The following is a 23,586-nucleotide window of genomic DNA, read 5'->3' as shown; positions in this document are numbered from 1 at the left end:
TTAAAATTAATTACTTAAACTTTTGCTTAAGTCGATTATAGGTTTGGAAAACGCGCATGCGCGTTTTTCCAGATGGTGAACTTAGCAAAATGCTGATAAGTTCATTGTATACAGATAGTTAACCGTGAGCGTTTTTACTGGTCCAACGAGATAAACGCGCATGCGCACTAATAAAATGTTAGGGGATTAGCGTGATCCGAGAAGAAATCGTCATTGATCTAGGAAGAATTGGTCGAACTAATGACCATGGCCAGTCGGATGAGATTTTCATAAAAGAAATAGAATTGTGGGGAAAGATTAACGAACGGCTTAATTCTAAAAGCTATACACATGACGGTGTATCAGCTGAAATATACACTGATTGGTCACCAGTTATTGAAGAACTAAAAAAACAGCAGACAAGAGAAAGGGAGTTTAACAAGCTTCTTGAAGAAAATGGAGAAGCAGCATGGGAAATATATAGATTCGACATCAAAGAGCCAAAAGTAAAATTCTTAGTCAGCATCCAAGGTAAGAACGAAGTATCTGAATACAAGTGGTACCCTCGGTTTTTTGTTGAGAAATACTTATACGATATATTCTTGATTGCAAACCTCTCGCTGCCAGGGTCATGTGAATTTCTCAATGTAAGGTTTATATCTGAAAGAGAAAAAGAGAGTGAACGGTATCTTCTTTCCTCATATAACTTTGAAGAGGCGCTATACAACCAATTAGATGGAGTTCGCCCATCGCCAATTTGTTTGCCGGTCAGCTCTGTAATAGATTGGTATGATAACTTAGATACTGGTATTAAACAGAAAGCCGAATCACCAATTGAAAAAGCTATCTTTTCATTATTGCATCTTTGTAAATCAGACGTAGATGAGACATCGGTGGTATGGCTTTTTCATGCTTTAGAAGCAATTTATGGTACTAGAGTTGGGGAAGGTTTCAGCAACTTGATTAATAGGCTTTCCATTCTTCTTCAGCTAGATTCTAAAGAAAAAGCCAAAACGAAGAAGAAATTGAGGTCAATGTATGACTATCGAAGCTCCATTGTTCATGGAGGGTATCAGGTGCATCACCCACTAAGAAATGAAGTTATAGATAAAAGGCTAAATGAAGATTGGTTGCGTACTTATGAGCTATTTCAAGATGGATTTAATTTGGTTGTACTTTCAATCCAGATAATGATCCAAAATGGCTGGTATGGCATAGAGGTTAAAGAAAGCTTAATTGGCGTGAATGCCCCTAACAAGCAAAGTAAGTCGGACGTGTAAATGCGCCGTTTCGTTGGGCGTTAAATGGCAAACATGAATATCGACGCTATTAAAAAAGTTCTGAAGTCTTGGATAAATGAAGGCTTCCTCGAAGGTGAGCTCTCAGTAGAGCCAGAGTGGTATGTCTTGTGGCACCCGGATGAACTGGAAGAGTTCAATCGTGATTATCAGCTCGCTGAATATGTGCCTGGCTTCCTAACCTTCGGTTGCAATGGTGGCGGTGAACTTCTGGTTGTGAATGAATTAGGCGAGGTGTTTTACATGCCGTGTATAGGCATGGCACTAGATACAGCAATTAAAATTGCAAACAGCCTTCAAGAATTCAAAGACTATATGCAACAATGAGCAAAGCATTTAACAAAGCCATTAAATACGCTCCTGACGTCGCGCGGTTTATGGCGGCGTTACTGACCAGATATTCTAACGCGTTTCTGTCCAAAAACGATTTAGCTTTTAATGGGGTTTGGACATCCAGTAAGGTCAAATCGAAGAGATGGAGAATTCGGGTGCAGGTGCGGCTGAGGCCTTCGATTTCAGGGATGAAATCGTAGAGCGCCCAGGGATGGGTCTATAGCGTGCCTCAGCAGTACCTGCACATAAGCTCACCGCAGGTGATAAGTACACCATGAAGTTATGGTTTAAAGCACCCTTTTAAATTTCAAGTTAGTTTGGCGTTTTAATCACTAACAGTGTTCTTTACAATCAAGCCAGTATGGTAATTAACTTATTGATATTAATTGGTTAAGGTCTTATCCTGTCTGCCTCATTTCATGAGAACATTTACTTAATTTTCGAGGTAAGGATGACCCGATTAATTCTCTGTTGCGTGCTGCTTCTGAGTGCGCTGTCCCTGCAAGCTAAGCCTCTGCCTGTCGAGGCTTTTGGCAAGTTGCCCCAATTTGAACAGGTAAAGTTGTCTCCCGATGGCAAAAAGTTTGCCTATGTTCGTCACACTAAAGGGTATTCCCTTGTCGGTGTCATGGACTTGGGATCGGGTCGTAACAGCTATGTTGTCAAGACAGATAATCAAAAGTTTAAGATTAGTTGGTATGTGTGGGCCAACAACGACAAGTTATTGGTCAGTGCCGATTATCCAGTTTATCGTGATGGCGTGAAATACAAAGAGTCTAGGTTGCTTAAGGCGTCGGCCGATGGCGGCAGTGCACTCGAGCCTGTGATTACTATTCGTCAAGGTGAGCAGTCGCCGCAATTTCAAGATAACGTTATCGATCTGCTGCCGGACGACCCACACAATATCCTAATGGGTCTAAGGTTGACGAATGGCAATACTCTGGACGTTTACAAGGTGGATCTCTCTTCCGCTAAAAAGCGACGCATGGTACTGCGGGGAAAACATAATATTTCCAACTGGATGACGGATCAGCAGCATAGAGTACGTCTGGGTTTTGGCCGTGATGAGACGCGGATATTTTATCGTTTGTATGACTTAGCATCGGATGAATGGCGCAGCATTTGGGATTACGAGATTTTTGATGCGCCGGATATCACTCCGCTAGGTTTCGGCTTGGATCCGAATACGCTCTACATCAGAGCCTTACACAATGATCACTACGCCATTTTTAAGGTTGATGTGTCAAAGCCAGACTTGCCTCGAGAGCTGGTCTACGCCGATGACAACTATGACATCGAAGGTTCGCTCATCTACTCGCGTAAGACCCGAGACGTTATTGGCGTCTACCATGGTGAGGCCAATAACGCCAAAATCTTCTTCGATCCTGCCTACGCACAATTTCAAACGGCGTTAAATGCGGCGATTCCAGATGCCTTTAACAGTGTCGTGAGTATGAGTGACGACGAGCAACGTTACATACTCTATAGCAGCAATGTGCAGACGCCAGGCGCCTATTTCTTAGGGGATCGTAAGGCCAACACTATGGACTTCATTCTAGAAGAGTATCCATTGTTGTTTGAGCAGCCGCTGTCCGATAAGCAGAAGGTTAGCTACAAGGCGCGAGACGGCCTGATGATAGAGGGGTATGTCACCCTACCTCCGGCCAATGTCACACCCAATAAGGCGGCACTTGTGATTCCTCACGGTGGGCCTATGGCGCGCAACTATTCGGGGTTTGATTGGTTTTCACAGTTTTTCGCCAGCAGAGGTTATACCGTATTCGAGCCTAACTTTAGGGGCTCTTCTGGGTATGGTTTTGATTTTGAGATGGCCTCGATTCGTCAGTGGGGCGGGGCGATGCAGGACGATCTTGCCGATGGGGCGCATTGGTTAGCCAAGCAATATCCCATCGATTCACAGCGCATCTGTATCCTAGGGGCGAGCTATGGCGGCTATGCGGCCCTGATGGCGGCGGTAAAGCAGCAGGATACCTTTAAGTGTGCCGCGAGTCTGGCTGGGGTGTCAGATCTCGAATACTTGGTGCGAAAGGCGCGACGTTTTACCAATTACAAGGTAGTCAAGAAACAGATTGGTAGTGATTCAGATCTGCTGGAACAAAACTCTCCCATCAACTTTGCCAAGCAAATCAATATTCCTGTGTTACTGATCCACGGTGATAAAGATAGGGTGGTAGATGTTTACCATAGCCGGGAAATGTTTGATGAGTTACAAGATGAGGGCAAAGAGGTCGAGTATATTGAGCTGGAAAACGGCAATCATTACCTCGAAATAGAGGAGAACAGGCTGAAAACCTTGAGTGCATTCGAGGCTTTCTTACACAAGCATCTGTAGCAGATACAAAAAAGGACGACTCTTGGTCGTCCTTTTTGCTTTCAGACTAGGGCTAACTTATCTAGCCTAAACAGCTTAGCCAAAATCATCATGCCATTTCGGGCATCAGCTTAATCGATATCTAGAGGCTCGGGTGACAGGATGATGCCAGTGTTGTCGGCGTAGATATGGTCAGCCGGTAGGAAGGTGACGCCGCCGAAGTTAACCGGGATCTCCAGTTCGCCCACGCCATGGCCGTCTGCGCCCACAGGGATAGAGGCCAGGGCCTGTATGCCTATGTCCAGATCTTCCAGTGCGTCGACATCGCGCACCGAACCATAAACAATAATGCCTTCCCAGTTATTTGCCACGGCGATCTCGGCAATGTTGGCGTCGACCAAGGCGCGGCGCAGGGATCCGCCACCGTCGACCAGCAGTACTTTGCCTTCACCATCCTGTTGCAGCACTTCAGCGATTAATCCATTGTCTTCGAAGCATTTAATGGTGCTAATTGAACCGCCGAAAGAGCTACAACCACCGTAATTACTGAACATGGGTTCAACAACATCGACCACATCAATGTAAGTGTCACAAAGTTCTGAGGTGTTGTATTCCATAAGTCATACTCCTGTAGAGAGGCATTTTACTGGGATAAATCAGCAATATATTGTTACCAGCCAGTATATAAGGGATTCTTAAAAAGAAAAGCGTTATAACTCACGCTATTGGCGATAATAGCGGCGTTTGGCTAACTTGTTGTAATCTTTCTTACATTGCTTTCTTATTGTGCAAAAAACATGACCGAGGTCATTAAATAACGTATTTTAATTACAAGCTGGGGCTAAATTTGTTAGCATGTAGGCAGTCAACGATTAACTTAACTTTAACTTGCTTTAGGGGCACGGATCCCCCAGTTAGCTTATGGATGGCAGAGGGCCTTAAGAAGGTGCCTTATGGAAGCTTCAAACACAATTGAACTAATTGGCTATTCCGCCTCAGTAATGGTGGCTATCTCTTTGATGATGAAAGATATAGTTTGGCTAAGATGTCTTAACTTTACCGGTTGTGCACTGTTTGTGATCTACGGGATCTACATCTCGGCCTGGCCGGTTGCCGGCATGAATGCCTTTGTTGCCTGTATCAACGTCTATCACCTAGTGAAGCTGTTCCGTGCCAAGACTCAGGTGGGTAAAACCGCCGAGGCCTAGTGTCTGCCGAGCTTTGCTGTCATAAATATTTAGGCTAGATGTCACCTAGGCGTCATAGCGAGTTTTTAGGCTCCTGATCATATCATCATGATCCGGAGCCTTTTATGTTTCAGACCTTAGCTAAGTTCGATCGTCAGGCCTTTGCCGCGATCAACGCCTATGGCGTGGCTTACCGTCTAAATCCTAAGGCCAGAGTCATCTCTGCCACGGGCGACGGGCCATATTATCTTTATCTGTGTGTGCTCCTACTGCTGCTCGATGAGCGCGGCGAGACACTGTTCGACGCGGCGCTCACGGCCTTCATCATAGAATTGCCCCTCTATCTGGTGCTGAAGAACAGCATTCGGCGCACGCGTCCCTGCCATCAGTCGCTGCCCGGCGGCGATAGCCTGATGCTGACTTTCGAGCCGTCAGACAAGTTCAGCCTGCCATCGGGCCACACAGCTGCGGCATTCGTGATGGCCAGTGCCATCGCCTGGTGTTATCCCACTTTTGCCTGGCTCGCCTTCGCTTGGGCCACGGCTATCGGTGTTTCGCGTATCATCTTGGGCGTGCATTACCCGCTGGATATTCTGGCTGGTGCCCTTCTGGGCGTGACGAGTTGCTACCTGGCATTACCTCTCGTCGGTCAATAAATCACTAGCAGGAGTCAGCACAAACATGCGTATTCTTTACGGCGTGCAAGGCACAGGGAATGGCCATCTTAGTCGTGCCAGAGTCATGGCAAAAGCCTTTAAAAATCAGCAGGTCGATGTCGATTTCTTCTTCTCGGGACGTGACAGTCAGCGCTACTTCGACATGCAGTGTTTCGGCGAATATCGTACCCAGGCCGGATTAACCTTCGCGACCCAAAATGGCTGCGTCAGCATTGCCAAGACGGCGCTGCAGAACTCGGTGAGCGCCCTGGTGAGGGACGTGCGCGGCCTGGATCTCAGCGGTTACGATCTGGTGCTTAACGATTTCGAGCCCGTCTCTGCCTGGGCGGCGCGCATCCAGGGGGTGCCCTCTATCGGGGTGAGTCATCAGGCGGCGCTGCAATATGATGTGCCTAAGGTGGGCAACGGTTGGTTTAATCAGATGTTGCTCAACTACTTTGCCCCGGTTGATAGGGCGCTAGGCTGCCACTGGCACCATTTCGGCTTCCCTCTGCTGCCCCCCTTCGTGGAGGTGAGCGAGGCGGTGGCCTACAACTCCCACGATATTCTGGTCTATCTGCCGTTCGAGTCGCCCGAGGATATCCATCAGCTGCTCAAGGACTTTAGCGAGTATCGCTTCTACGTCTTTCACGGCTCCGGCGCGCCTGTGGAGTGCGCCGACAATGTGATCTGGTCCGGCTTTAACCGTGAGGGCTTCAAGGCCAGGTTGGCCCAGTGCGGCGGGGTGATCGCCAGCGCCGGCTTCGAGCTGGCGAGTGAGGCGCTGACCCTGGGCAAGAAGCTGCTGGTGAAGCCGCTACACGGTCAGTTCGAGCAGCTGTCAAATGTGGCGGCGCTTGAGCTGCTTGGTGCGGCCGAGAGCATGAAGTGGCTCGACCCTGCGGCGGTTAAGCGTTGGCTGCGGGCCTCCAAGCCCGAGCCTATAGACTATCCTCAGGTGGGGGATGCCCTGGTGACCTGGATAAAGCAGGGCAACTGGCATCAGGGAGAGCAGCTGTGTCAGGAGCTGTGGCAGCAGGTGGAGTTGCCCGAGTCCTGGCGCAAGAAAAGTCCCTAATCTGTGATTTTTTAGGGAGTTAATTCACTTTAATCGTGAGGCATGTGGATCTCTGACTATACTCATTGGGTCGGATACTCATGGGACAAGGACACCGCATGCTGGGCCTCACCTTAGCCAAACCCAAGCGGCTTACCATACGCGTTACCGTGGTGGGCACCTTTATCATCGCCACCCTGTTCACCGCCGTGGTGGCCATCGGCCTGCAGTATTATTTCAGCCAGCGTCTGGCCACCGAGGCCAGCCTCAAGCTCTACAACCAGAGCGCCGACAGCACAGGCAGTTACCTCAATCAGCTCGATAGCCAGGCGATCAATACCACTAAGCTGGTGGCTAACTTCGAGGGCCTATACACCCCCATGGGGCTGAGCCAAGAGGCCAAGCAGGTATTTAGCCAGGCGATGCGCTCGGCCAGGTTTATCTACGCCATCTATCTTGGCAGCCCAGATGGGGATCTGTTCGAGCTGGTGAATCTCGATGCCCACCCTATAGTGCGGCGGCAGCTCAAGGCCTCCCTGGAGGATCGCTGGGTGATCATCAGCATTCAAGGTAAGGGGCAGGGGCGTATCCGCGCCTTTCATTACTTAGATGCCGATTTTAATCAGCGCGCCAGCAGGATGGAGCCCACGGATTACGACGCCAGCATTCGGCCCTGGTTTATCGACGCCCGCCCGGACAAGGTGTTTAAGACAGAGCCCTACCTGTTTCAGAACCTGCAGGCGCCGGGGATCACCTATTCGATCCGCCTGCCGGGTAGCGACGCCGTACTGGCGGTGGATGTGGCCCTGTCTAGCCTGGATGATTATCTGGCGCAGCTGGGAAGGGGAGATACACAAGATGGGCGCGAGGTCTATGTCTACCGCGCCAGCGGCGCCCTGGTAGCTTCCAATCGTCAGCAGGCGACTCAGGGGGATATTCCCATGGCTAAGCCGCTGGCCCTGACCCCAGAGGAGCAGGCGTTGGTGGCCAATACCCCGGCGCTTATCGCCTCCAACGAGACCGACTGGCCGCCGATCGACTTTGCCGTGGCCGGTCGCCCCATGGGTTACAGCATAGACGTGCTCAATCTGGTGGCCGAGATGACGGGGCTAACCATCAACTACAACAATGGCTTCACCTGGCCGGAATTTGTCGACAAGTTCAAGGCGCGAGAGATCAACCTGCTGCACTCTGTGCTCAATAGCGAGGCGAATCAATCGCTTGGGGTCTTTAGTCAGCCCTTTCTGAGCATGCCCTTCGCCGCCGTGACAGAGCCGGGCCAGGCGCCGATTAAGCATGTGGCCCAGCTGGCGGGCAGGCGGGTGGCCATCCCCAAGGGCTGGTCTATCATCCCCATCATCAGACAGTATTTTCCCGAGATCGAGGTGGTCGAGGTGTCATCGACCCGAGGCATACTGCAGGCGGTGAAAGAGGGGCGGGTGTTTGCGGCCATAGATAACAGCATAGTGCTGCACTACACGGCGCAGCAGTACTTTATCGACGATCTGCAGTTTCACGAGGATCTGGATTATGCCCCCATCGACATTCACGCCGGGCTGAGCATAGTGATGCATCCAGAAAACGCCGATCTTATTGCGCTGATCGACAGGGCGATCGCCCAGATCAGCCCAGAGCAGGTGCGGGCACTACGTAACAAATGGTTTGCCGAGGGGCAGCAGGTGGCCCCGGCCAATGTGCAGGGCACTGTGCCCTACAAGGCGCTGATCGATATCGCCGCCGATCCGAGTCGGCAGAAGCAGCTTATCGCCATCTCGCTCGATGGCGAGCCCAGTTTTGTCTATGTCTCGCCGCTCGGAAGTCATGCCGCCGAGCAGGAGTTTTTTGCCATTCTGGTGCCCCAGGAGATGCTGCTGGCTTCCAGCCTGGATAAGGTGAAGAAGTCTATTGCCATCACAGGCCTCTGCTTGCTGCTGGCGCTGCCATTTTCCTGGGTGTTTGCCTCCCCCATCATCTCGCCGATAAAACTGCTGGCGCTGGAGAACCTCAAGGTGAAGTTTCGCCGCTATGACGAGGTGACCAAGGTGGATTCCTACATCAAGGAGATCGATGAGCTGGCGATCTCCCTGGTGGATATGTCCGAGTCGATTCGTCAGCACGAGCAGGACCACAAGGCGCTGATGGACGCCTTCATCAAGCTGATCGCTCAGGCGATCGATGACAAATCGCCCTACACCGCAGGTCACTGTAACCGGGTGCCCGAGCTGGGACTGATGCTGGCCGAGTATGCGGCCAAGTCGGATCTGCCCGCCTTTAAGGAATTTCGCTTCAAGAACGCCGACGAACACAGGGAGTTTCGTATCGCCGCCTGGCTTCATGACTGCGGCAAGATCACCACGCCTGAGCATATCGTGGATAAGGGCAGCAAGCTGGAGCTGATCTACAACCGCATCCACGAGGTGCGCATGCGCTTCGAGGTGCTGTGGCGCGACGCTGAGATCCATTATCTCGAGCAGTGCCAGGCAGATCCCGAACATGAGGCCGAGCATAGAGCTGAGCTTGAGCGGCGCCGCGAGCAGCTGACGGAGGATTTCGCCTTTGTTGCCGGGGCCAACGTGGGCGGCGAGTTTATGGAGCAGGCCGATATCGTCAGGTTAAAGGCCCTGTCTAAAATCACCTGGCTGCGCCACTTCGACGATCGTCTCGGGCTGTCGCCGGTGGAGGAGCTCAATCACCCTGAATTTTCCGCCGAGATCAGCCTGCCGGTGACAGAGCAGCTGCTGGCCGATAAGCCTCAACATGTGATCGCCCGTCATCGCCCCGAGCTGTTCGACCCTAAGTTTGGCATCAAGATGACCGTACCCGAGGCGCTCTACAATCAGGGCGAGATCTATAACCTCAGCATCTCCCGCGGCACCTTGACCGATGAGGACAGATTCAAGATTAATCAGCACATTACCAGCACTATCAAGATGCTGGAGAACCTGCCCTTCCCGCCAGAGCTGGCCCGTGTGCCTCGCTATGCCTCCACCCATCACGAGACGCTGAAGGGAACCGGCTACCCGAGAAAGCTTACCGGCGATGAGCTGTCGATACCCGAGCGCATCTTGGTGCTGGCGGATATCTTCGAGGCGCTCACCGCCGCCGACAGGCCCTATAAGAAGGCCAAGCCGCTGAGCGTCGCCATCGATATCCTGCATAAGATGGTGCTGGACAGCCACGTGGATGGCGAGGTGTTTAAGCTGTTTCTCTCTAGCGGCATCTATCTGGAGTATGCCGAGCGTTATCTGGAGCCGGAGCAGATAGACGTGGTGGATATCGAAAAATATCTGGCGGCTTAGCTTGTTGGCATTAGCGGTTGTTGGCATTAGCGCGCGGAGAAAGCAAGGACACTCATCTTCCAGGAACTTAACTTCCAGGCATTTATCGTCTAGGCAGGAAGGTATCTTCCAGATAATGAATCGAGGTCTCTCCCTGCTGCACTTGAGGATCGGCCAGCAGCGCCCTAAGTAGGGGCACATTGGTCTTAACGCCAGTGATAGTCAATTCATCCAGTGCGGTGCGCATGCGGGCAATCGCCTGGGCTCTGTCGTCGCCCCAGGTGATCAGCTTGGCGATCATGGCGTCATAATAGGGCGGCACACTCGCGCCGGGGGACAGGTGGGACTCCCAGCGCACCCCCAAGCCGCCGGGCACCATCAGTCTGTCTATTCGCCCTGGCGAGGGGGCGAAGCTGGCGGGGTCTTCGGCGTTGATGCGACACTCGATGGCGTGGCCCTGAGGCCGAATTAACGACTCTTTCAAGGCCAGGGGCTGGCCCTGGGCAATAAGCAGCTGCTGCACTAACAGGTCGACTCCGGTGACCATCTCAGTGATGGTGTGCTCCACCTGAATGCGGGTATTCATTTCCATGAAGTAGAACTCGCCATCCTGATAGAGAAACTCCAGGGTACCGGCGCCGCGGTAGCCGATGGCCTCACAGGCCCTGATGCAGCTCTCACTTATCTGCTGGCGCTGCTCGGACGTTAACCCGGGCGCCGGGGCGGATTCGATCACTTTCTGCTGGGCTCTTTGCAGCGAGCAGTCTCGCTCGCCGAGTGAGATGCAATGGCCCTGATGGTCGCACAGCACCTGCACCTCGATATGACGTGGGCGGGTGAGGTATTTCTCCAGGTAGACGCCGCCATTGCCGAAGGCGGCCTCGGCCTCCTGGCGGGTGAGTGCAATGGCCCCAAGCAGCTGAGCCTCATCCTCGACGACCCGCATTCCCTTACCGCCGCCTCCGGCGGTGGCCTTGATGATTAGCGGGTAACCTATCTGGGCCGCGATCTCTAGACTCTGGGCTTCGTCATCACCCAGCAGGCCGTCTGAGCCGGGCACGGTCGGCACGCCTGCGGCCTTCATGGCGGCGATGGCGCTCACCTTGTCGCCCATCAGGCGTATGGTGTCGGCCTTGGGGCCGATGAAGTGAAAGCCGCTGTCGGTGACTTGCTGGGCGAAGTCGGCATTTTCGGCCAGAAAGCCGTAACCTGGATGGATGGCATCGACCCTGGCGAGATCGGCGGCGCCTAGGATGGCGGCGATGTTGAGGTAGCTTTCTTTGGCGGGGGCGGGGCCGATGCAGATCTGCTGGTCGGCGAGCCTCAGGTGGCCGCTATCTTTGTCGGCGCTGGAGTAGACGGCGACCGTCTTGATGCCCAGCTGGCGACAGGCGCGTATGATGCGCAGGGCAATTTCGCCGCGATTGGCGACCAGGACCTTGTCGAATCGACGCATCAAAGCTGTCACCTTAGCCTCCTGGAATTTAGATCTGCCTCTAATCAATCACCATAAGCGGTTGATCGAACTCGACGCCATCGCCGCTCTGGCAGAGAAGTGCGGTTACCACTCCAGCGTGGGGCGCCTGAATTTGGTTCATCATCTTCATCGCCTCTATGATGCAGACGGGTTCGCCCTGTTCGACCCGCTGACCCAACTTGACCAGCGGCGCGGCATCGACTGCGGGGGCGAGATAGAAGGTGCCCACCATGGGAGAGCGCAGCAGCGTTTCCTCATCATAATCTTCCTGCTCGGACGGTTCTCCTGCGCCGGGGGAACTCACGAGAGTGACGCCAGCCTTTTGCCCGCTGGCCGAGGCGGCTGGCTGGCGGCAGAGGCGAATCGACTCCTCGCCCTCTTTGATCTCCAGCTCTGTGATGTCCGATGCCTGCACAAGCTCGATCAGTTTTTTTATCTTGCGAATATCCATGGCTGGCTACTTCTCCTGAGCGGCTCTGACGCGGGCGATGGCCGAGTCCAGGGCGTAGCGATAGCCTTGTTCTCCCAGGCCGCAGATGACGCCGACCGCCTTGTCGGAGAAGTAGGAGTGATGCCTGAAGGCCTCTCTGGCGTGCACGTTGGAGAGGTGCACCTCGATGAAGGGAATGGCGACGCCGAGCAGGGCGTCTCTTAGGGCCACGCTGGTGTGGGTAAAGGCCGCCGGATTGATGATGATGAAGTCGGCGTCGCTCTGATGGATGGCGTCGATCAGCTCATGTTCGGCGTTGGACTGAATATGATCCAGGCTGGCGCCTTGTTCGGCAGCCAGCAGCTTAAGCTGCTCGACGATCTGCGCCAGGGTGTGATGACCATAGTGGCCGGGCTCGCGTCGACCCAGCAGGTTGAGGTTGGGGCCGTTTACCAGGAGAATTTTCACCGCTTTACTCATGCACAACACCTTATGGATTCAGTCTTTTAAGTCAGATACCTGCAACTTAGCACACTTATCGGCGATTTTGGCGTCCCGTTAGCAAAAATCAAGGTGAGGCAAAGAGAGAGGATGGATTAGAACTGCTTCTGTCTGAGGGCCTTGGTGGCGCCGCGCTGTTTCTTGGTATCGATCCGTCTGCGCTGACTGGCCTTGGTCGGCTTGGTGGCGACACGTTTCTTGGCGGTATGGCCGACGCTGGCCACCAGGGCGATAAATTGTTCCAGCGCCGTCTGACGGTTGGCGTCCTGGCTGCGGCTTGCCTGACACTTGATGATGATCTTGCCGCTCTTGGTGATGCGGTGGTCGGCCTTGGCGAGCAGGCGTTGCTGGTAAAACTCCGGCAGCGAGGATTGGCGAATGTCGAAGATCAGCTGAGCCGCGGTGGAGACCTTGTTGAGGTGCTGGCCACCGGTGCCGCTGGAGCGGATGAATTGCCATTCCAGTTCGTTATCGGCTATTTGGACGCGCTGAGAGATCTTTATCAACTAGGGCTCGCTTGCGGCATGTTCGGCTTATTTGATCTAGACCTGTATCATTGGCTAGTCAAAATGATGCAAAATGGTCGCCAAATTAGGCGCCTTCTCGGAGTGTGAGTATGTTATGTCAAATCGCCGATATCACCAATGGGGTGATCAGTTTATTTGCCAGCGGGCGATTGTCGACCCAGGACTATTGCAACAAGATAGTCCCCATCATTGAGGAATATCAGCAGGCCTCGGGTAAGGTGTGCCTCTATATCGAGGCCGACGTGCTGCTGGAAGGCTGGGAGAGCCAGTCGCTCTCGGGCGTGGGTGAGCTGCAACTGCCCAGGTTCGATGCCTTGGTGCTGGTGGGCGGGCCCGATTGGTTTGGTAACGCCGTGCGTCTCATGGGCCCCTTTATGCAAGGGGAGGTGGCGTGGTATGCTCTCGAGGATAAGCCCCAGGCTATTGAGTGGATCACCGCTAAGCTGAGTTGTCCGCTGGTGCGCGAGTCTTAGGCTCGGTGACTGGGAACAACATTATCTGACCTCCTAAAGGAATATCTTCATGTTAAAATCTTCACTCTCTCTGACATCTGCTGCACTGGCCCTGGCTCTGATGGCGTCACTTTCTGGTTGTGCTCCCGAGGTAGGTAGCGAAAAGTGGTGTAAGCAGATGGAAGATAAGCCTAAGGGTGACTGGACGGCCAACGAAGCCGCCGACTACACCAAGCACTGCGTATTCAAGTAATGGCGTAGCGGGTGGCAAGTGTGATCTGGCTGGCATGACGGGAGGAATCTCCTGTCAATTTAGCGATAGCCGTGGAACTATTTGCCACCCCTTGAGTCTGATTACTCGACCTTTTTACGCTTTTCCCCTTTGGAGTTTGCTTGAGTCGCTTCTTTCGACAACTGGTTTACAAGATTGCCTTGATGATGATCGCCGTGGTCGCACTGCAGTTTGCAGGGGCGAATCTTGGCGCGCATCAGTTGCATCTTGGCAGCCATGAAGAGGAGAGCGAAACCCATCCCCATCTGCAGTTTACTGCCGAAGTGGTGAGCCTGGCTCAGTGTGTCGATTGCCAATGCGCCTTCGATGAGCCCGAGCTAGAGACGCCACATCAACACCAGATCAGCAAGACAGAGACTCAGACCTTCGATCTCTGCCTCGACTGCCAGTGTCATGGCGGTCACGTGACCTTAGTGTCTCAGCTGGCCCTGACCCCTTCTGTGCCCGTGAGCGATGAACCCGCGAGCGCCAGATTGCACTACCTGCCACCAGAGCAACAAGCGGCCTATCGCCCACCTATCTTACTTTCTTAATCTTCTGAAAATAATGCCTTTTCAGGCCCTGTGCATGGCGCGGGCGCTGTTGGGTTACCGTTTTTTATCGGGCGTTTTCTGTTAACTGCCAGCCCTGGGCCGTGGTGAATTATCTTGCCGCAGGTCGATGCTGTGCATTGCCTGCCTGGCTAAGGTTAGCCATGCCTTGGCGGGCAGCAGAGAAGCCTGATCCTTAAGATTAGGAATTGCGATGAGAAAAAGCTTAATCGCCACCGCATTATTGGGCGCGATATGGGGCGCGCCACTGTTCGCCGAGCCCCTTTACTCAGAAGCGGGAGAAATTGCGCCGGCCCCCTTGCTGGCACAGATAGAGCAGACAGGTTTTCAGGGCTGGGTCGCTCCCTTGATGAGCAAAGTGAATCAACTGCCTGAGATCCAGGCGCAGCAGGCCAAGGTGCGTCAGGCCCAGTTGTTGGTGGAGGCCGCCGATAGGCCCGTCTATAACCCAGAGCTGGGGGTGAGCTACCAAAATGCCAGCGAAGATACCTATACCCTGGAGGTGAGTCAGACCCTGGACTGGGGCGACAAGCGCGGGGTGGCGACACGTGTTGCCCAGCTTGAGGCCGAGATCTTGCTGGCCGATAATCGTCTGGCCCGCAGCCAGCTCTATGGCGAACTCCTGATGGCGTTGGTGGAGCAGACCCAGCAGGCGAAATTACTCGCCTTTCAGGGACGTTTGCTAGAGAGCGCTAAACAGCAGGTCGCCATCGCCAAGCAGCAGCTGGAGGCGGGGGCCATGTCACAAGCCGAGTTGCAGCTGATGCAGCTGGATCTGGCCAGTAAGGCCGCAGATCACGCCGCTGCCGAGCAGGCCTCGCTGGCCGCCGATGCCAGCGTGCTCAGCCGCTTTGGCGAGCTGGAGCTGCCTTTCGCCGAGTTCATCGGCGCCCTCAGCGTCGACACCAGTCAGGAGGTCGGCCCGGATCTGCCCGCCCTAGCCGGAGCCTACCAGCAGGTGATGATGGCCAAGTTGGCCAGCCAGCAGGTGGCGGCAGATACCAGCGCCGATCCCAGTATCAGCCTGAGCGCCGAGCGTGAAGGCGAGGAAAACAAGCTGGGGCTGGGGCTGTCGATCCCGATTCAGATCCGCAACGATTATCGCGAGGCCAAGGCCGCGGCCGGAACCCAGGTCGCCATCGCCGAGCAAGACTATCTGGCCCGTGAGCGTAGCCTCACCCAGGCCGCCAAACTTTTTCACCTAAGCCTACCCAGGCTGCAGCAGCGTTACCGCGAGTGGCGTGAGTTGGTGCTCACCTCTGGCGCTGGTGTGCAGGATGCCCTGTCACAGCAGTGGCGTGCGGGCGACATCAGCACCAGCGACTACCTGCAGGGGCAGAGGCAGCTGGCTAACAGCTATCTGGCTGGCCTCTCTCTCGAGAGCGCCCTCTACCGCAGCTGGCTCGACTGGATGGGGCAGAGCGGTCAGCTCGAGAACTATCTGCAGCGTCAGCTCGGCCGCGAAGGCGTTTAGTCGCGCTAAGACGCTAAAGCTAGCGAGCACATTTTAGCGAGCAGGCTTTAGCAAAACGGATAAAGAATTTAGGTGAAAAGTATGAAAAATCAATCAAATAAAACACGTTTCCTTCAGTTAAGCCCACTGATGCGGGCCATGGGTTTCGGCGTCTTGATGAGTATGACGGCCGTGGGCGGGGTTGCCCTCGGCGCCGAGGTGCATGATCACAAAGCAGAGTCAGCCGAGGGGCAAGTGTCTCAAGAGCAGGCTCACGACAAGGAAAGAGAGCAGGGCGATGAAGCAGCGCTGGGTGGTGAAGAAGCTCATGGCGGTGAGCTGGTGCTCAGCGAGGAGCAGCGCCAGCTGGCGGGAATTCGTGTGGAGCAGGTGAGCAGTCAGGGCTTCAGCCTGGCGGCAGTCGCGACAGCCACACTAGTGGTGGACAGGGAGCGTACCGTGACCCTGGCGCCCCAGCTGGATGTGCGGGTGTTGGCGCGTCATGTGGTACCGGGACAGGAGGTCGCCAAGGGCCAGCCCCTGTTGACTCTGGGGGGCGCAGCCGTGGCTCAGGCCCAGGCGGATTACATCAATGCCGCGGCCGAGTGGGACCGGGTTAAACGCATGAGCCAGAGCGCGGTAAGTGCCAGCCGCCGTCTGCAGGCGCAGGTGGATGCCGAGCTCAAGCGCGCCATACTCGGCGCCCTCAAGATGACGCTGGCGCAGATCAAGGCGCTGGAGTCTGATCCCGAGACCATAGGCAGTTATCAGCTGCTGGCGCCGCTCGGCGGCCGGGTACAGCAGGATGTGGCCATGAAAGGTCAGGTGTTCAGCGGTGGCACCGCCCTGATGCAGCTCACCGATGAGTCTCACCTCTGGGTCGAGGCCCAGGTGACGCCGACCCAGTCTCAACAGATCAAGGTAGGCAGTAAGGCGCTGGTGAAGGTGGGCGACTTTAGCCTGGAGGCCGAGGTGATCGGCCGCTCCCATGAGATCGACAGTGTTACTCGTACCGAGCAGATCCTGGTGGCCTTCGCCAATCCGGGCCACGTGCTGCACGCCGGTCAGTTTGCTGAGATCTATCTGGCCGACAACAGCCAGGATGGGGTGATCTTGCCCGATGCGGCGCTGACCCGCGGCGGTGACGGCGACTGGCAGGTGTTTGTCGAAGAGGGGGATGGCTTCGAGGCCGTCGAGGTCGAGGTGAGTGAGCGCCAACGCGGCATGAACCTGGTGCAGGGACTGAGCCCCAAGATGCGGGTGGTGGTCTCGGGCGCCTTCTTCCTGGCGTCAGAGCAGGCCAAGTCAGGCTTCGACATTCACAACCACTAAGAGGTAGCCCTTATGCTTCAGAAACTTATCGATAGCGCGATACGCAATCGGCTTCTGGTGGCCCTGGCGCTGCTGTGTGGTGTGGTAGCCAGCGTCGCCATGTTACCTAAGCTCAATCTCGATGCCTTTCCCGATGTCACCAATGTGCAGGTGACGGTTAACACCGCCGCCGAGGGGCTGGCGGCCGAGGAGGTGGAAAAGCTGATCAGCTACCCGGTGGAATCGGCCATGTATGCCTTGCCGTCGGTGACCGAGGTGCGCTCTCTGTCACGCACCGGCCTTTCCATAGTGACTGTGGTGTTTGCCGAGGGCACAGATATCTACTTTGCCCGTCAGCAGGTATTCGAGCAGTTGCAGGCCGCCAGGGAGATGATCCCTGACGGGGTGGGGGTGCCCGAGATAGGCCCCAATACCTCGGGACTGGGACAGATCTATCAGTATATATTGCGGGCTACGCCTGAGTCCGGTATAGATGCCGCCGAGCTAAGGAGCCTTAACGACTATCTGGTGAAGCTCATCATGATGCCGGTGGGGGGCGTGACCGACGTGCTCTCCTTCGGGGGCGAGGTGCGTCAATATCAGGTGCAGATAGAGCCCAACAAGCTGCGCAGCTATGGCCTCTCCATGGCCCAGGTGACCCAGGCGCTGGAGAGCAACAACCGCAACGCAGGTGGCTGGTTTATGGACCAGGGACAGGAGCAGCTGGTGGTTCGCGGCTACGGCTTGCTGCCTGCGGGTGAGGCTGGCCTGGCGGCGATCGCCCAGATCCCACTCACAGAGGTGGGCGGCACGCCGGTGCGGGTGGCCGACATCGCCAAGGTAGACTTTGGCGCCGAGATCCGTGTTGGCGCGGTCACCATGACCCGCCGCGACGATGCCGGAACGCCAAAGGCGCTGGGCGAAGTCGTCGCCGGCGTGGTGCTTAAGCGTATGGGGGCTAACACCAAGGCGACCATTGACGATATCTCGGCCCGCACCGCCATGATAGAGCAGGCCCTGCCCAAGGGCGTCTCCTTCGAGGTGTTCTACGATCAGGCGGATCTGGTGAACAAGGCGGTAGAGACGGTGCGCGATGCCCTCTTGATGGCCTTCCTGTTTATCGTGGTTATCTTGGCGCTCTTCCTGGTGAACCTGCGTGCGACGGCACTGGTGCTGCTCTCTATCCCAGTCTCCATCGGTCTGGCTTTGATGGTGATGGCTTACTTTGGCATGTCGGCTAACCTGATGTCCCTCGGCGGGCTGGCGGTGGCTATCGGCATGCTGGTGGATGGCTCAGTGGTGATGGTGGAGAACATCTTCAAGCACCTGACCCAGCCGGACAGACGCCATATCGATCAGGCCAAGGCGCGGGCCTCTGGCGAGTGTGACCCCTACCACGGCGAGGAAGATGGCCTGGGAGAAGGAGAGCGCAGCGGCATCGCCCTGAGGGTAATGCTGGCGGCCAAGGAGGTGTGCAGCCCCATCTTCTTCGCCACCGCCATCATCATAGTGGTATTTGCGCCGCTGTTTGCCCTGGAAGGGGTAGAGGGCAAGCTGTTCCAGCCCATGGCGGTGAGCATCATCCTGGCCATGGTGGCGGCGCTGTTTGTCGCCCTGATCGGCGTGCCAGCCCTTGCCGTCTATCTGTTTAAGCGCGGCGTGACCCTGAGGGAGAGCCCGGTACTCAAGCCGGTGGAGGCCCTGTATCGTCACCTGCTCAGTGCCACCATGGGCAGGCCCAAATTAGTGCTAGTGACGGCGGTGACCCTGTTCGGCATCAGCATGGCGCTGCTGCCGAGGCTAGGTACCGAATTTGTGCCCGAGCTCGAGGAGGGCACCATCAACCTGAGGGTGACCCTGGCGCCAACCGCCAGCCTGGCCACCTCGCTGGATGTGGCGCCCAAGCTAGAGGCCATGTTGATGACCTTTCCCGAGGTCGACTATGCCTTGAGCCGTATCGGCGCCCCGGAACTGGGGGGCGACCCTGAGCCTGTGAGCAACATAGAGATCTATATCGGCCTCAAGCCGATCGAGGAGTGGGAACACGCCGAGACCCGTCTCGAGCTGCAGCGCAAGATGGAAGAGAAGCTGAGCGTCTTCCCCGGCCTGCTGTTTACCTTCTCCCAGCCCATCGCTACCCGTGTCGATGAGCTGCTATCTGGGGTGAAGGCCCAGCTGGCGATCAAGCTGTTTGGCCCGGATCTCGAGGTGCTCTCCAGCAAGGGGCAGGAACTTAGTGAGCTGGTGTCGAGTATCGAGGGGGCGGTGGACGTCTCCCTGGAGCAGGTGTCTGGCGAGGCCCAGCTTGTGGTGCGTCCCAAGCGCGATCTGCTGGCCCGCTACGGCATCAGCGTCGATGAGGTGATGAGCCTGGTGAGTCAGGGAATAGGCGGTGTCAGCGCCGGGCAGGTGATCGACGGCAACGCCAGATACGACATCAATGTGCGTCTGGCCAGCCAATATCGCAGCGCGCCCGATGCGCTGGAAGATCTCCTGCTCAGCGGCGTAAACGGTGCGACCGTACGCCTGGGCGAGGTGGCCGATGTGGTGGTCGAGATGGCGCCGCCTAATATCCGCCGTGACGATGTGCAACGCCGGGTGGTGGTGCAGGCCAACGTGTCGGGACGCGACATGGGCTCTGTGGTGAAGGATATCTACGCCATAGTGCCTCAGGCGGATCTGCCGCCGGGTTATACGGTCGTGGTCGGCGGTCAGTATGAGAACCAGCAGCGGGCTCAGCAGAAGCTGATGTTGGTGGTGCCCATCTCCATCGCCCTGATCGCCCTGCTGCTCTACTTCTCTTTCGGCTCCATCAAGCAGGTGGGCCTGATCATGGCCAACGTGCCGCTGGCGCTGATTGGCGGCGTGGTGGCCCTCTATATCAGCGGCACCTATCTGTCAGTGCCCAGCTCTATCGGCTTTATCACACTGTTTGGCGTGGCGGTGCTTAACGGCGTGGTGCTGGTGGACTCGATCAACCAGAGGCGTGCCTCGGGAGAAGCCCTCTACACCAGCGTGTATGAAGGCACTGTGGGCCGCTTACGCCCCGTGCTGATGACGGCGTTGACCTCGGCGCTGGGGCTGATCCCAATACTCCTGTCTAGCGGTGTGGGCAGCGAGATCCAAAAGCCGCTGGCGGTGGTGATCATAGGCGGCCTGTTTAGCTCTACCGCGCTGACGCTGCTGGTGTTGCCGACCCTGTATCGCTGGCTCTACGAGACCAAGGCGCTTAAGGGGGGCAAGGAGTTGGAAGCCCTAGACTAGTTTGTTGCACCAAGACCAAGTGATTCGATGGGGCCAGGGACGGCCGGAGGCAGCGGTGCTTTCAGTTTGCCATCGCGGTTGCGTCTCCTTGGTGACGCTTTGGGGCACAAGAAGTCTCCTTTTCTGTTTCTCCCTATCCCTAACCTGTGGGGAGAGGCTGCAAAGGGGAGTGCCCTTTAGTGAGCACGCGCGGCAGGATGCCGCGCTTTTTCCTATTATCTCCTATCTCCTGTAGCAGAGGTTTTGTTACATTTTATTGACAATTCTGGACTCCCACTTTAGATTGACCGCCAAGGAATTCTCGTCAAATTAAGGATGATAGATGTTTGCCATCACCCGTAAATTATTGCTCCCTCTACTTGCTCTTTTGAGCGCTTTTCCGTCTCTTGCGGTCACTAACTGGGTCGATTTCAAGATTATCGACGGCCACATAAACCTTCCCGTGACCATTAATGGCATAGAGGGACGCGCCATCTTAGATAGTGGCTCCCAGGTCAATGCCATCAATTTGAGTTTTATCAATCGCCATGGTTTTGAGTTTGCCAAGGGGGGCAAAATCAATATCAAAGGGGTTTACGGCACCGAGACACGTCAGCTGTTTAACAATGTTAAAGCCAACTTGTTTGGCGCCGATATCGAGCTCGATCAGCTGGCGGGCCTGAGGATCGGTCATCATGAGGTACAGCTGCTACTCGGGGCCGGATTGCTTGAGAAATTTATCTTTCAGATTGATTATCCTAACCAGAGAATGAGGTTATTTGAGCGAGACTCGGTGGATCTGGCTAAGCTGGAAAATATTCGCATGGAGATGGATCGTGGTACGGGTCAGCCAGTTGTTCAGGTCGGCCTCAATGGCGAGAAGAAAGCCTGGCTTATCTTAGACACTGGCAACAGCGGCGGCTTGTTTCTAAAGCGACTGATGGCCACGGAAAATGATTGGTTAGACAAGTTTGGCAAGGAATCCGGTATGGGTGTTGGGGTGAATGGCATGGCGAGTACAGACAACTTTCGCATGCCCGAGGTGGAGTTTGGCCCCTTCACGCTGGAAAATGTAATGGTAAGCGTACCCGGTGAGGGAGAGGTTGAGCAAATATCTGGCCAGGCGAGTACCAGCTTCTCTCACATCAGAGGCAAGAATATTAAAGGTCTAGTGGGTTACGACGTGCTTAAACATTTCGTGTTAACCATAGATTATAAGAGTGGCCATATGCATGTCGGTCTGCCAGAAGAGTCGTAAGGCGCTAAAGTTTTTCACTTCGATTTTATCTGAAGCTGACAGAAGCTGTGCTTCTGTCAGCGCACGTTTTATGCTTGATAGGTTCAAGGTTCACAGCAGTCTCTCTAGTCTCTGTCGACAGAGAATCCGCTTCAGTTCACTTTAGTTGTTGGTCCGGCATTCACAAATTTCCTAAAGAAATCTAGCCGCATTTGATGACAAACTGTCCGTTGCGATAGCTAGGCTTGAGGGTTATCGAATGTCGCAGCTGTATCTCTCTTCTCTAGTTTATTTGACGTTTTGTCACTCGTTTCTCTGAGCCCTCTCTTTGGGCAATTCTGCCGTTTAAAATAACTTTTAAACTAGTCATTATTTCGAGCGCCTACTCCTTGCTTGGTTTGAGTTATTATTAGTTTTTTCAGGTTTCATCTCGATGGTTAGAGTTTCATGGTTTTGGTTAATATGTAATTTATGGGCTATTTGTGTTACATTTTTGCCTATAAGCTTTCACTTGCGCCCTGTGTTGTCGGATTTTGTCAGGTCAATATGTTGGTTCTGATGGCGCCGACAGTTATTTTTATAGTTTGAATTAAAATGATTATGACTAAGTCTTTATTGGGGCTTTCCGGAGTTACTAAGCCTTGATGGAGCTCAGTCTTGATGGGGTAAGGCACAGTGGCGGACATGTCCCTCACTATCCATGGGGCAGATGGCAGTGTGAAAGTAGAAACCTAAGTCAATCGAAGAGGATGAATCATGATTCGCTATACCCTTGCGGCCAGTTGTATTGCGCTGGCGCTGAGCGCTAACGCAGGTGCCACCACGGTAGATGAAGAGCTTAAGGCGCTCAAGGCACGCATCGAGCAGCTGGAGGCCGAAAAGGAGCAGGCACCCGAAGCAAAGGAGATGGACAAGTCGATCAAGTTTGGCGGCGCGGCCCGTTTCCAGTATTCCTATGAGGACTATTCCGATGCCAACGCCGATCGCGGTGGTGATTTCGACTTCGATCTCTTCCGTATCGATGTGAACGGTAATCTGGATGACGTTATCTTCTCCGCTCAGTACCGTTGGTTCGAGTATATGAATGTGATCCATCACGCCTGGGTGGGTTACAACTTCGACGATGAGCAGCAGGGTAAGATAGGGGTGACCCAGGTACCTTTCGGTATCCTGACCTACGCCTCGAACAACTACTTCTTCAGCTCTAACTTCTATCTCGGCCTGGAAGACGATTATGACCTGGGCCTGAACTACACCTATAAGAGCGACAGCAACCGACTGGATCTGGCCTTCTACAAGAATGACGAGCAGGGTGGCCTGGACGGCTACGTGTCGGACCGCACCCACAGATATGCCTATGACGTAGTGGGCGTTCGTCTGCCGGGCGAGGGGATCTACGATGCGCCAACGGCGGGCTATGCCGCCGGTGAGAAGAACACCTTCAACGCCCGCTACAGTCATAGCTTTCAATTCGATGAGGTTAAGCTTGAGCTGGGGGTATCGGGCCAGCTGGGTCAGCTTGAGATCGAGAACGGCACAGATGGCGATCAGGTCGCGGCGGCGCTGCACGGCGTGGTCAACTACGATCGTTGGAATCTCAAGTTGCAGCTCACTGACTACAAATATGATGTCGATGGCATGGATGTGGAGCGCATGGTGGTGGCCGCCTATGCCTTCTATGACTCGATCCCCGCCGAGGCGACCAGTTATGTGGCCGACCTAGCCTATAGCCTGCCGGTGGCCTGGGGGCCTGTGTCAAACCTGACCTTCTACAACGACTACTCGCTTGTTACCGATAAGCCTGGCGGGCAAAAAGATACTTTCATGAACGTGACTGGGGTGGCGGTCACCGCAGGTGGCCTCTATACCTATTTCGATTTCGTGGTGGCCGAGAACCAGCCCTTCATCGGTGGTTCCATGGTGGGTGATGGCGGTACTAATAAGCGCTTTAACATCAACTTTGGCTACTACTTCTAGTGGGCTAGTGTGTGA

Annotated in this window: 20 protein-coding genes; 15 read left to right on the top strand and 5 right to left on the bottom strand. The window is 54.8% G+C overall.

Translation table 11 applies throughout. The features are described from left to right. The first annotated feature begins 191 nt into the window (after nt 1-191). The 3 genes from K0H80_RS17205 to K0H80_RS17195 all read left to right on the top strand — a co-directional run bounded on the left by K0H80_RS17205 (nt 192) and on the right by K0H80_RS17195 (nt 3,963). Nucleotides 192-1,259, top strand: coding sequence for a HEPN domain-containing protein (locus tag K0H80_RS17205; RefSeq protein WP_220072390.1), 1,068 nt, complete (start codon nt 192-194; stop codon nt 1,257-1,259). A 24-nt stretch (nt 1,260-1,283) separates the two neighbouring features. Then, nucleotides 1,284-1,604, top strand: a complete 321-nt coding sequence (locus tag K0H80_RS17200) for a hypothetical protein (RefSeq protein WP_220072389.1) — start codon at nt 1,284-1,286, stop codon at nt 1,602-1,604. A 457-nt stretch (nt 1,605-2,061) separates the two neighbouring features. Further along, nucleotides 2,062-3,963 carry an alpha/beta hydrolase family protein gene (locus K0H80_RS17195; RefSeq protein WP_220072388.1) on the top strand — a complete coding sequence of 634 codons (1,902 nt, stop codon included), beginning with the start codon at nt 2,062-2,064 and terminating at the stop codon, nt 3,961-3,963. A gap of 110 nt (nt 3,964-4,073) precedes the next feature. Here K0H80_RS17195 and rraA read toward each other — a convergent pair whose 3' ends face one another. Further along, nucleotides 4,074-4,559: a ribonuclease E activity regulator RraA gene (gene rraA / locus K0H80_RS17190; RefSeq protein WP_011867166.1), complete on the bottom strand. Its 486-nt coding sequence runs from the start codon at nt 4,557-4,559 to the stop codon at nt 4,074-4,076. Between the two features lie 336 nt (nt 4,560-4,895). Between rraA and K0H80_RS17185 the strand changes: the two genes are divergently transcribed. The 4 genes from K0H80_RS17185 (at nt 4,896) to K0H80_RS17170 (ending at nt 10,141) form a co-directional block, all read left to right on the top strand. Beyond that, on the top strand, nt 4,896-5,150 hold the full coding sequence (locus K0H80_RS17185; RefSeq protein ID WP_011867165.1) for a YgjV family protein: 255 nt from the start codon (nt 4,896-4,898) through the stop codon (nt 5,148-5,150). A gap of 104 nt (nt 5,151-5,254) precedes the next feature. Continuing rightward, nucleotides 5,255-5,785 carry a phosphatase PAP2 family protein gene (locus tag K0H80_RS17180; RefSeq protein ID WP_220072387.1) on the top strand — a complete coding sequence of 177 codons (531 nt, stop codon included), beginning with the start codon at nt 5,255-5,257 and terminating at the stop codon, nt 5,783-5,785. Nucleotides 5,786-5,810: 25 nt separating this feature from the next. Beyond that, entirely contained in the window at nt 5,811-6,863 is a 1,053-nt protein-coding gene (locus tag K0H80_RS17175; protein WP_220072386.1) for an MJ1255/VC2487 family glycosyltransferase, read from the top strand. An 80-nt stretch (nt 6,864-6,943) separates the two neighbouring features. Then, a complete protein-coding gene (locus tag K0H80_RS17170; protein ID WP_220072385.1) occupies nt 6,944-10,141 on the top strand; it encodes an HD domain-containing phosphohydrolase in 3,198 nt (1,065 codons plus the stop codon). Nucleotides 10,142-10,223: 82 nt separating this feature from the next. On the opposite strand, the gene accC is transcribed toward K0H80_RS17170, so the two are convergent. The 4 genes from accC to arfB form a co-directional block, all read right to left on the bottom strand. After that, a complete protein-coding gene (accC, locus tag K0H80_RS17165; RefSeq protein ID WP_220074019.1) occupies nt 10,224-11,576 on the bottom strand; it encodes an acetyl-CoA carboxylase biotin carboxylase subunit in 1,353 nt (450 codons plus the stop codon). A 40-nt stretch (nt 11,577-11,616) separates the two neighbouring features. Beyond that, on the bottom strand, nt 11,617-12,048 hold the full coding sequence (gene accB, locus K0H80_RS17160; RefSeq protein WP_220072384.1) for an acetyl-CoA carboxylase biotin carboxyl carrier protein: 432 nt from the start codon (nt 12,046-12,048) through the stop codon (nt 11,617-11,619). Nucleotides 12,049-12,054: 6 nt separating this feature from the next. Then, on the bottom strand, nt 12,055-12,507 hold the full coding sequence (gene aroQ, locus K0H80_RS17155; protein WP_220072383.1) for a type II 3-dehydroquinate dehydratase: 453 nt from the start codon (nt 12,505-12,507) through the stop codon (nt 12,055-12,057). 116 nt (nt 12,508-12,623) lie between these two features. Further along, nucleotides 12,624-13,034 carry an alternative ribosome rescue aminoacyl-tRNA hydrolase ArfB gene (gene arfB, locus K0H80_RS17150; RefSeq protein WP_220072382.1) on the bottom strand — a complete coding sequence of 137 codons (411 nt, stop codon included), beginning with the start codon at nt 13,032-13,034 and terminating at the stop codon, nt 12,624-12,626. 110 nt (nt 13,035-13,144) lie between these two features. Here arfB and K0H80_RS17145 point away from each other — a divergent pair, with 110 nt between their 5' ends. The 8 genes from K0H80_RS17145 (at nt 13,145) to K0H80_RS17110 (ending at nt 23,571) form a co-directional block, all read left to right on the top strand. Beyond that, the gene (locus K0H80_RS17145) at nt 13,145-13,528 is read left to right on the top strand and encodes a SpoIIAA family protein (protein WP_011867157.1); all 384 of its coding nucleotides are present in this window, start codon (nt 13,145-13,147) and stop codon (nt 13,526-13,528) included. 49 nt (nt 13,529-13,577) lie between these two features. Beyond that, nucleotides 13,578-13,760 (top strand): DUF3012 domain-containing protein, encoded by a 183-nt coding sequence (locus K0H80_RS17140; RefSeq protein WP_011867156.1) that lies wholly within the window; start codon nt 13,578-13,580, stop codon nt 13,758-13,760. A 140-nt stretch (nt 13,761-13,900) separates the two neighbouring features. Beyond that, entirely contained in the window at nt 13,901-14,332 is a 432-nt protein-coding gene (locus tag K0H80_RS17135) for a hypothetical protein (RefSeq protein WP_220072381.1), read from the top strand. 211 nt (nt 14,333-14,543) lie between these two features. Beyond that, nucleotides 14,544-15,824 carry a TolC family protein gene (locus tag K0H80_RS17130; protein ID WP_220072380.1) on the top strand — a complete coding sequence of 427 codons (1,281 nt, stop codon included), beginning with the start codon at nt 14,544-14,546 and terminating at the stop codon, nt 15,822-15,824. A gap of 81 nt (nt 15,825-15,905) precedes the next feature. Beyond that, a complete protein-coding gene (locus tag K0H80_RS17125) occupies nt 15,906-17,135 on the top strand; it encodes an efflux RND transporter periplasmic adaptor subunit (protein WP_220072379.1) in 1,230 nt (409 codons plus the stop codon). Nucleotides 17,136-17,147: 12 nt separating this feature from the next. Next, nucleotides 17,148-20,378, top strand: coding sequence for an efflux RND transporter permease subunit (locus K0H80_RS17120; RefSeq protein WP_220072378.1), 3,231 nt, complete (start codon nt 17,148-17,150; stop codon nt 20,376-20,378). A 322-nt stretch (nt 20,379-20,700) separates the two neighbouring features. Next, a complete protein-coding gene (locus tag K0H80_RS17115) occupies nt 20,701-21,615 on the top strand; it encodes a pepsin/retropepsin-like aspartic protease family protein (protein ID WP_220072377.1) in 915 nt (304 codons plus the stop codon). 735 nt (nt 21,616-22,350) lie between these two features. Then, the gene (locus K0H80_RS17110) at nt 22,351-23,571 is read left to right on the top strand and encodes an OprO/OprP family phosphate-selective porin (RefSeq protein ID WP_220072376.1); all 1,221 of its coding nucleotides are present in this window, start codon (nt 22,351-22,353) and stop codon (nt 23,569-23,571) included. Nucleotides 23,572-23,586: the final 15 nt, after the last annotated feature.

The sequence above is a fragment of the Shewanella aegiceratis genome, assembly GCF_019457495.1.
Classification (GTDB): Bacteria; Pseudomonadota; Gammaproteobacteria; order Enterobacterales; family Shewanellaceae; genus Shewanella; species Shewanella loihica.
This window is presented reverse-complemented; position numbering and strand designations above follow the sequence as displayed.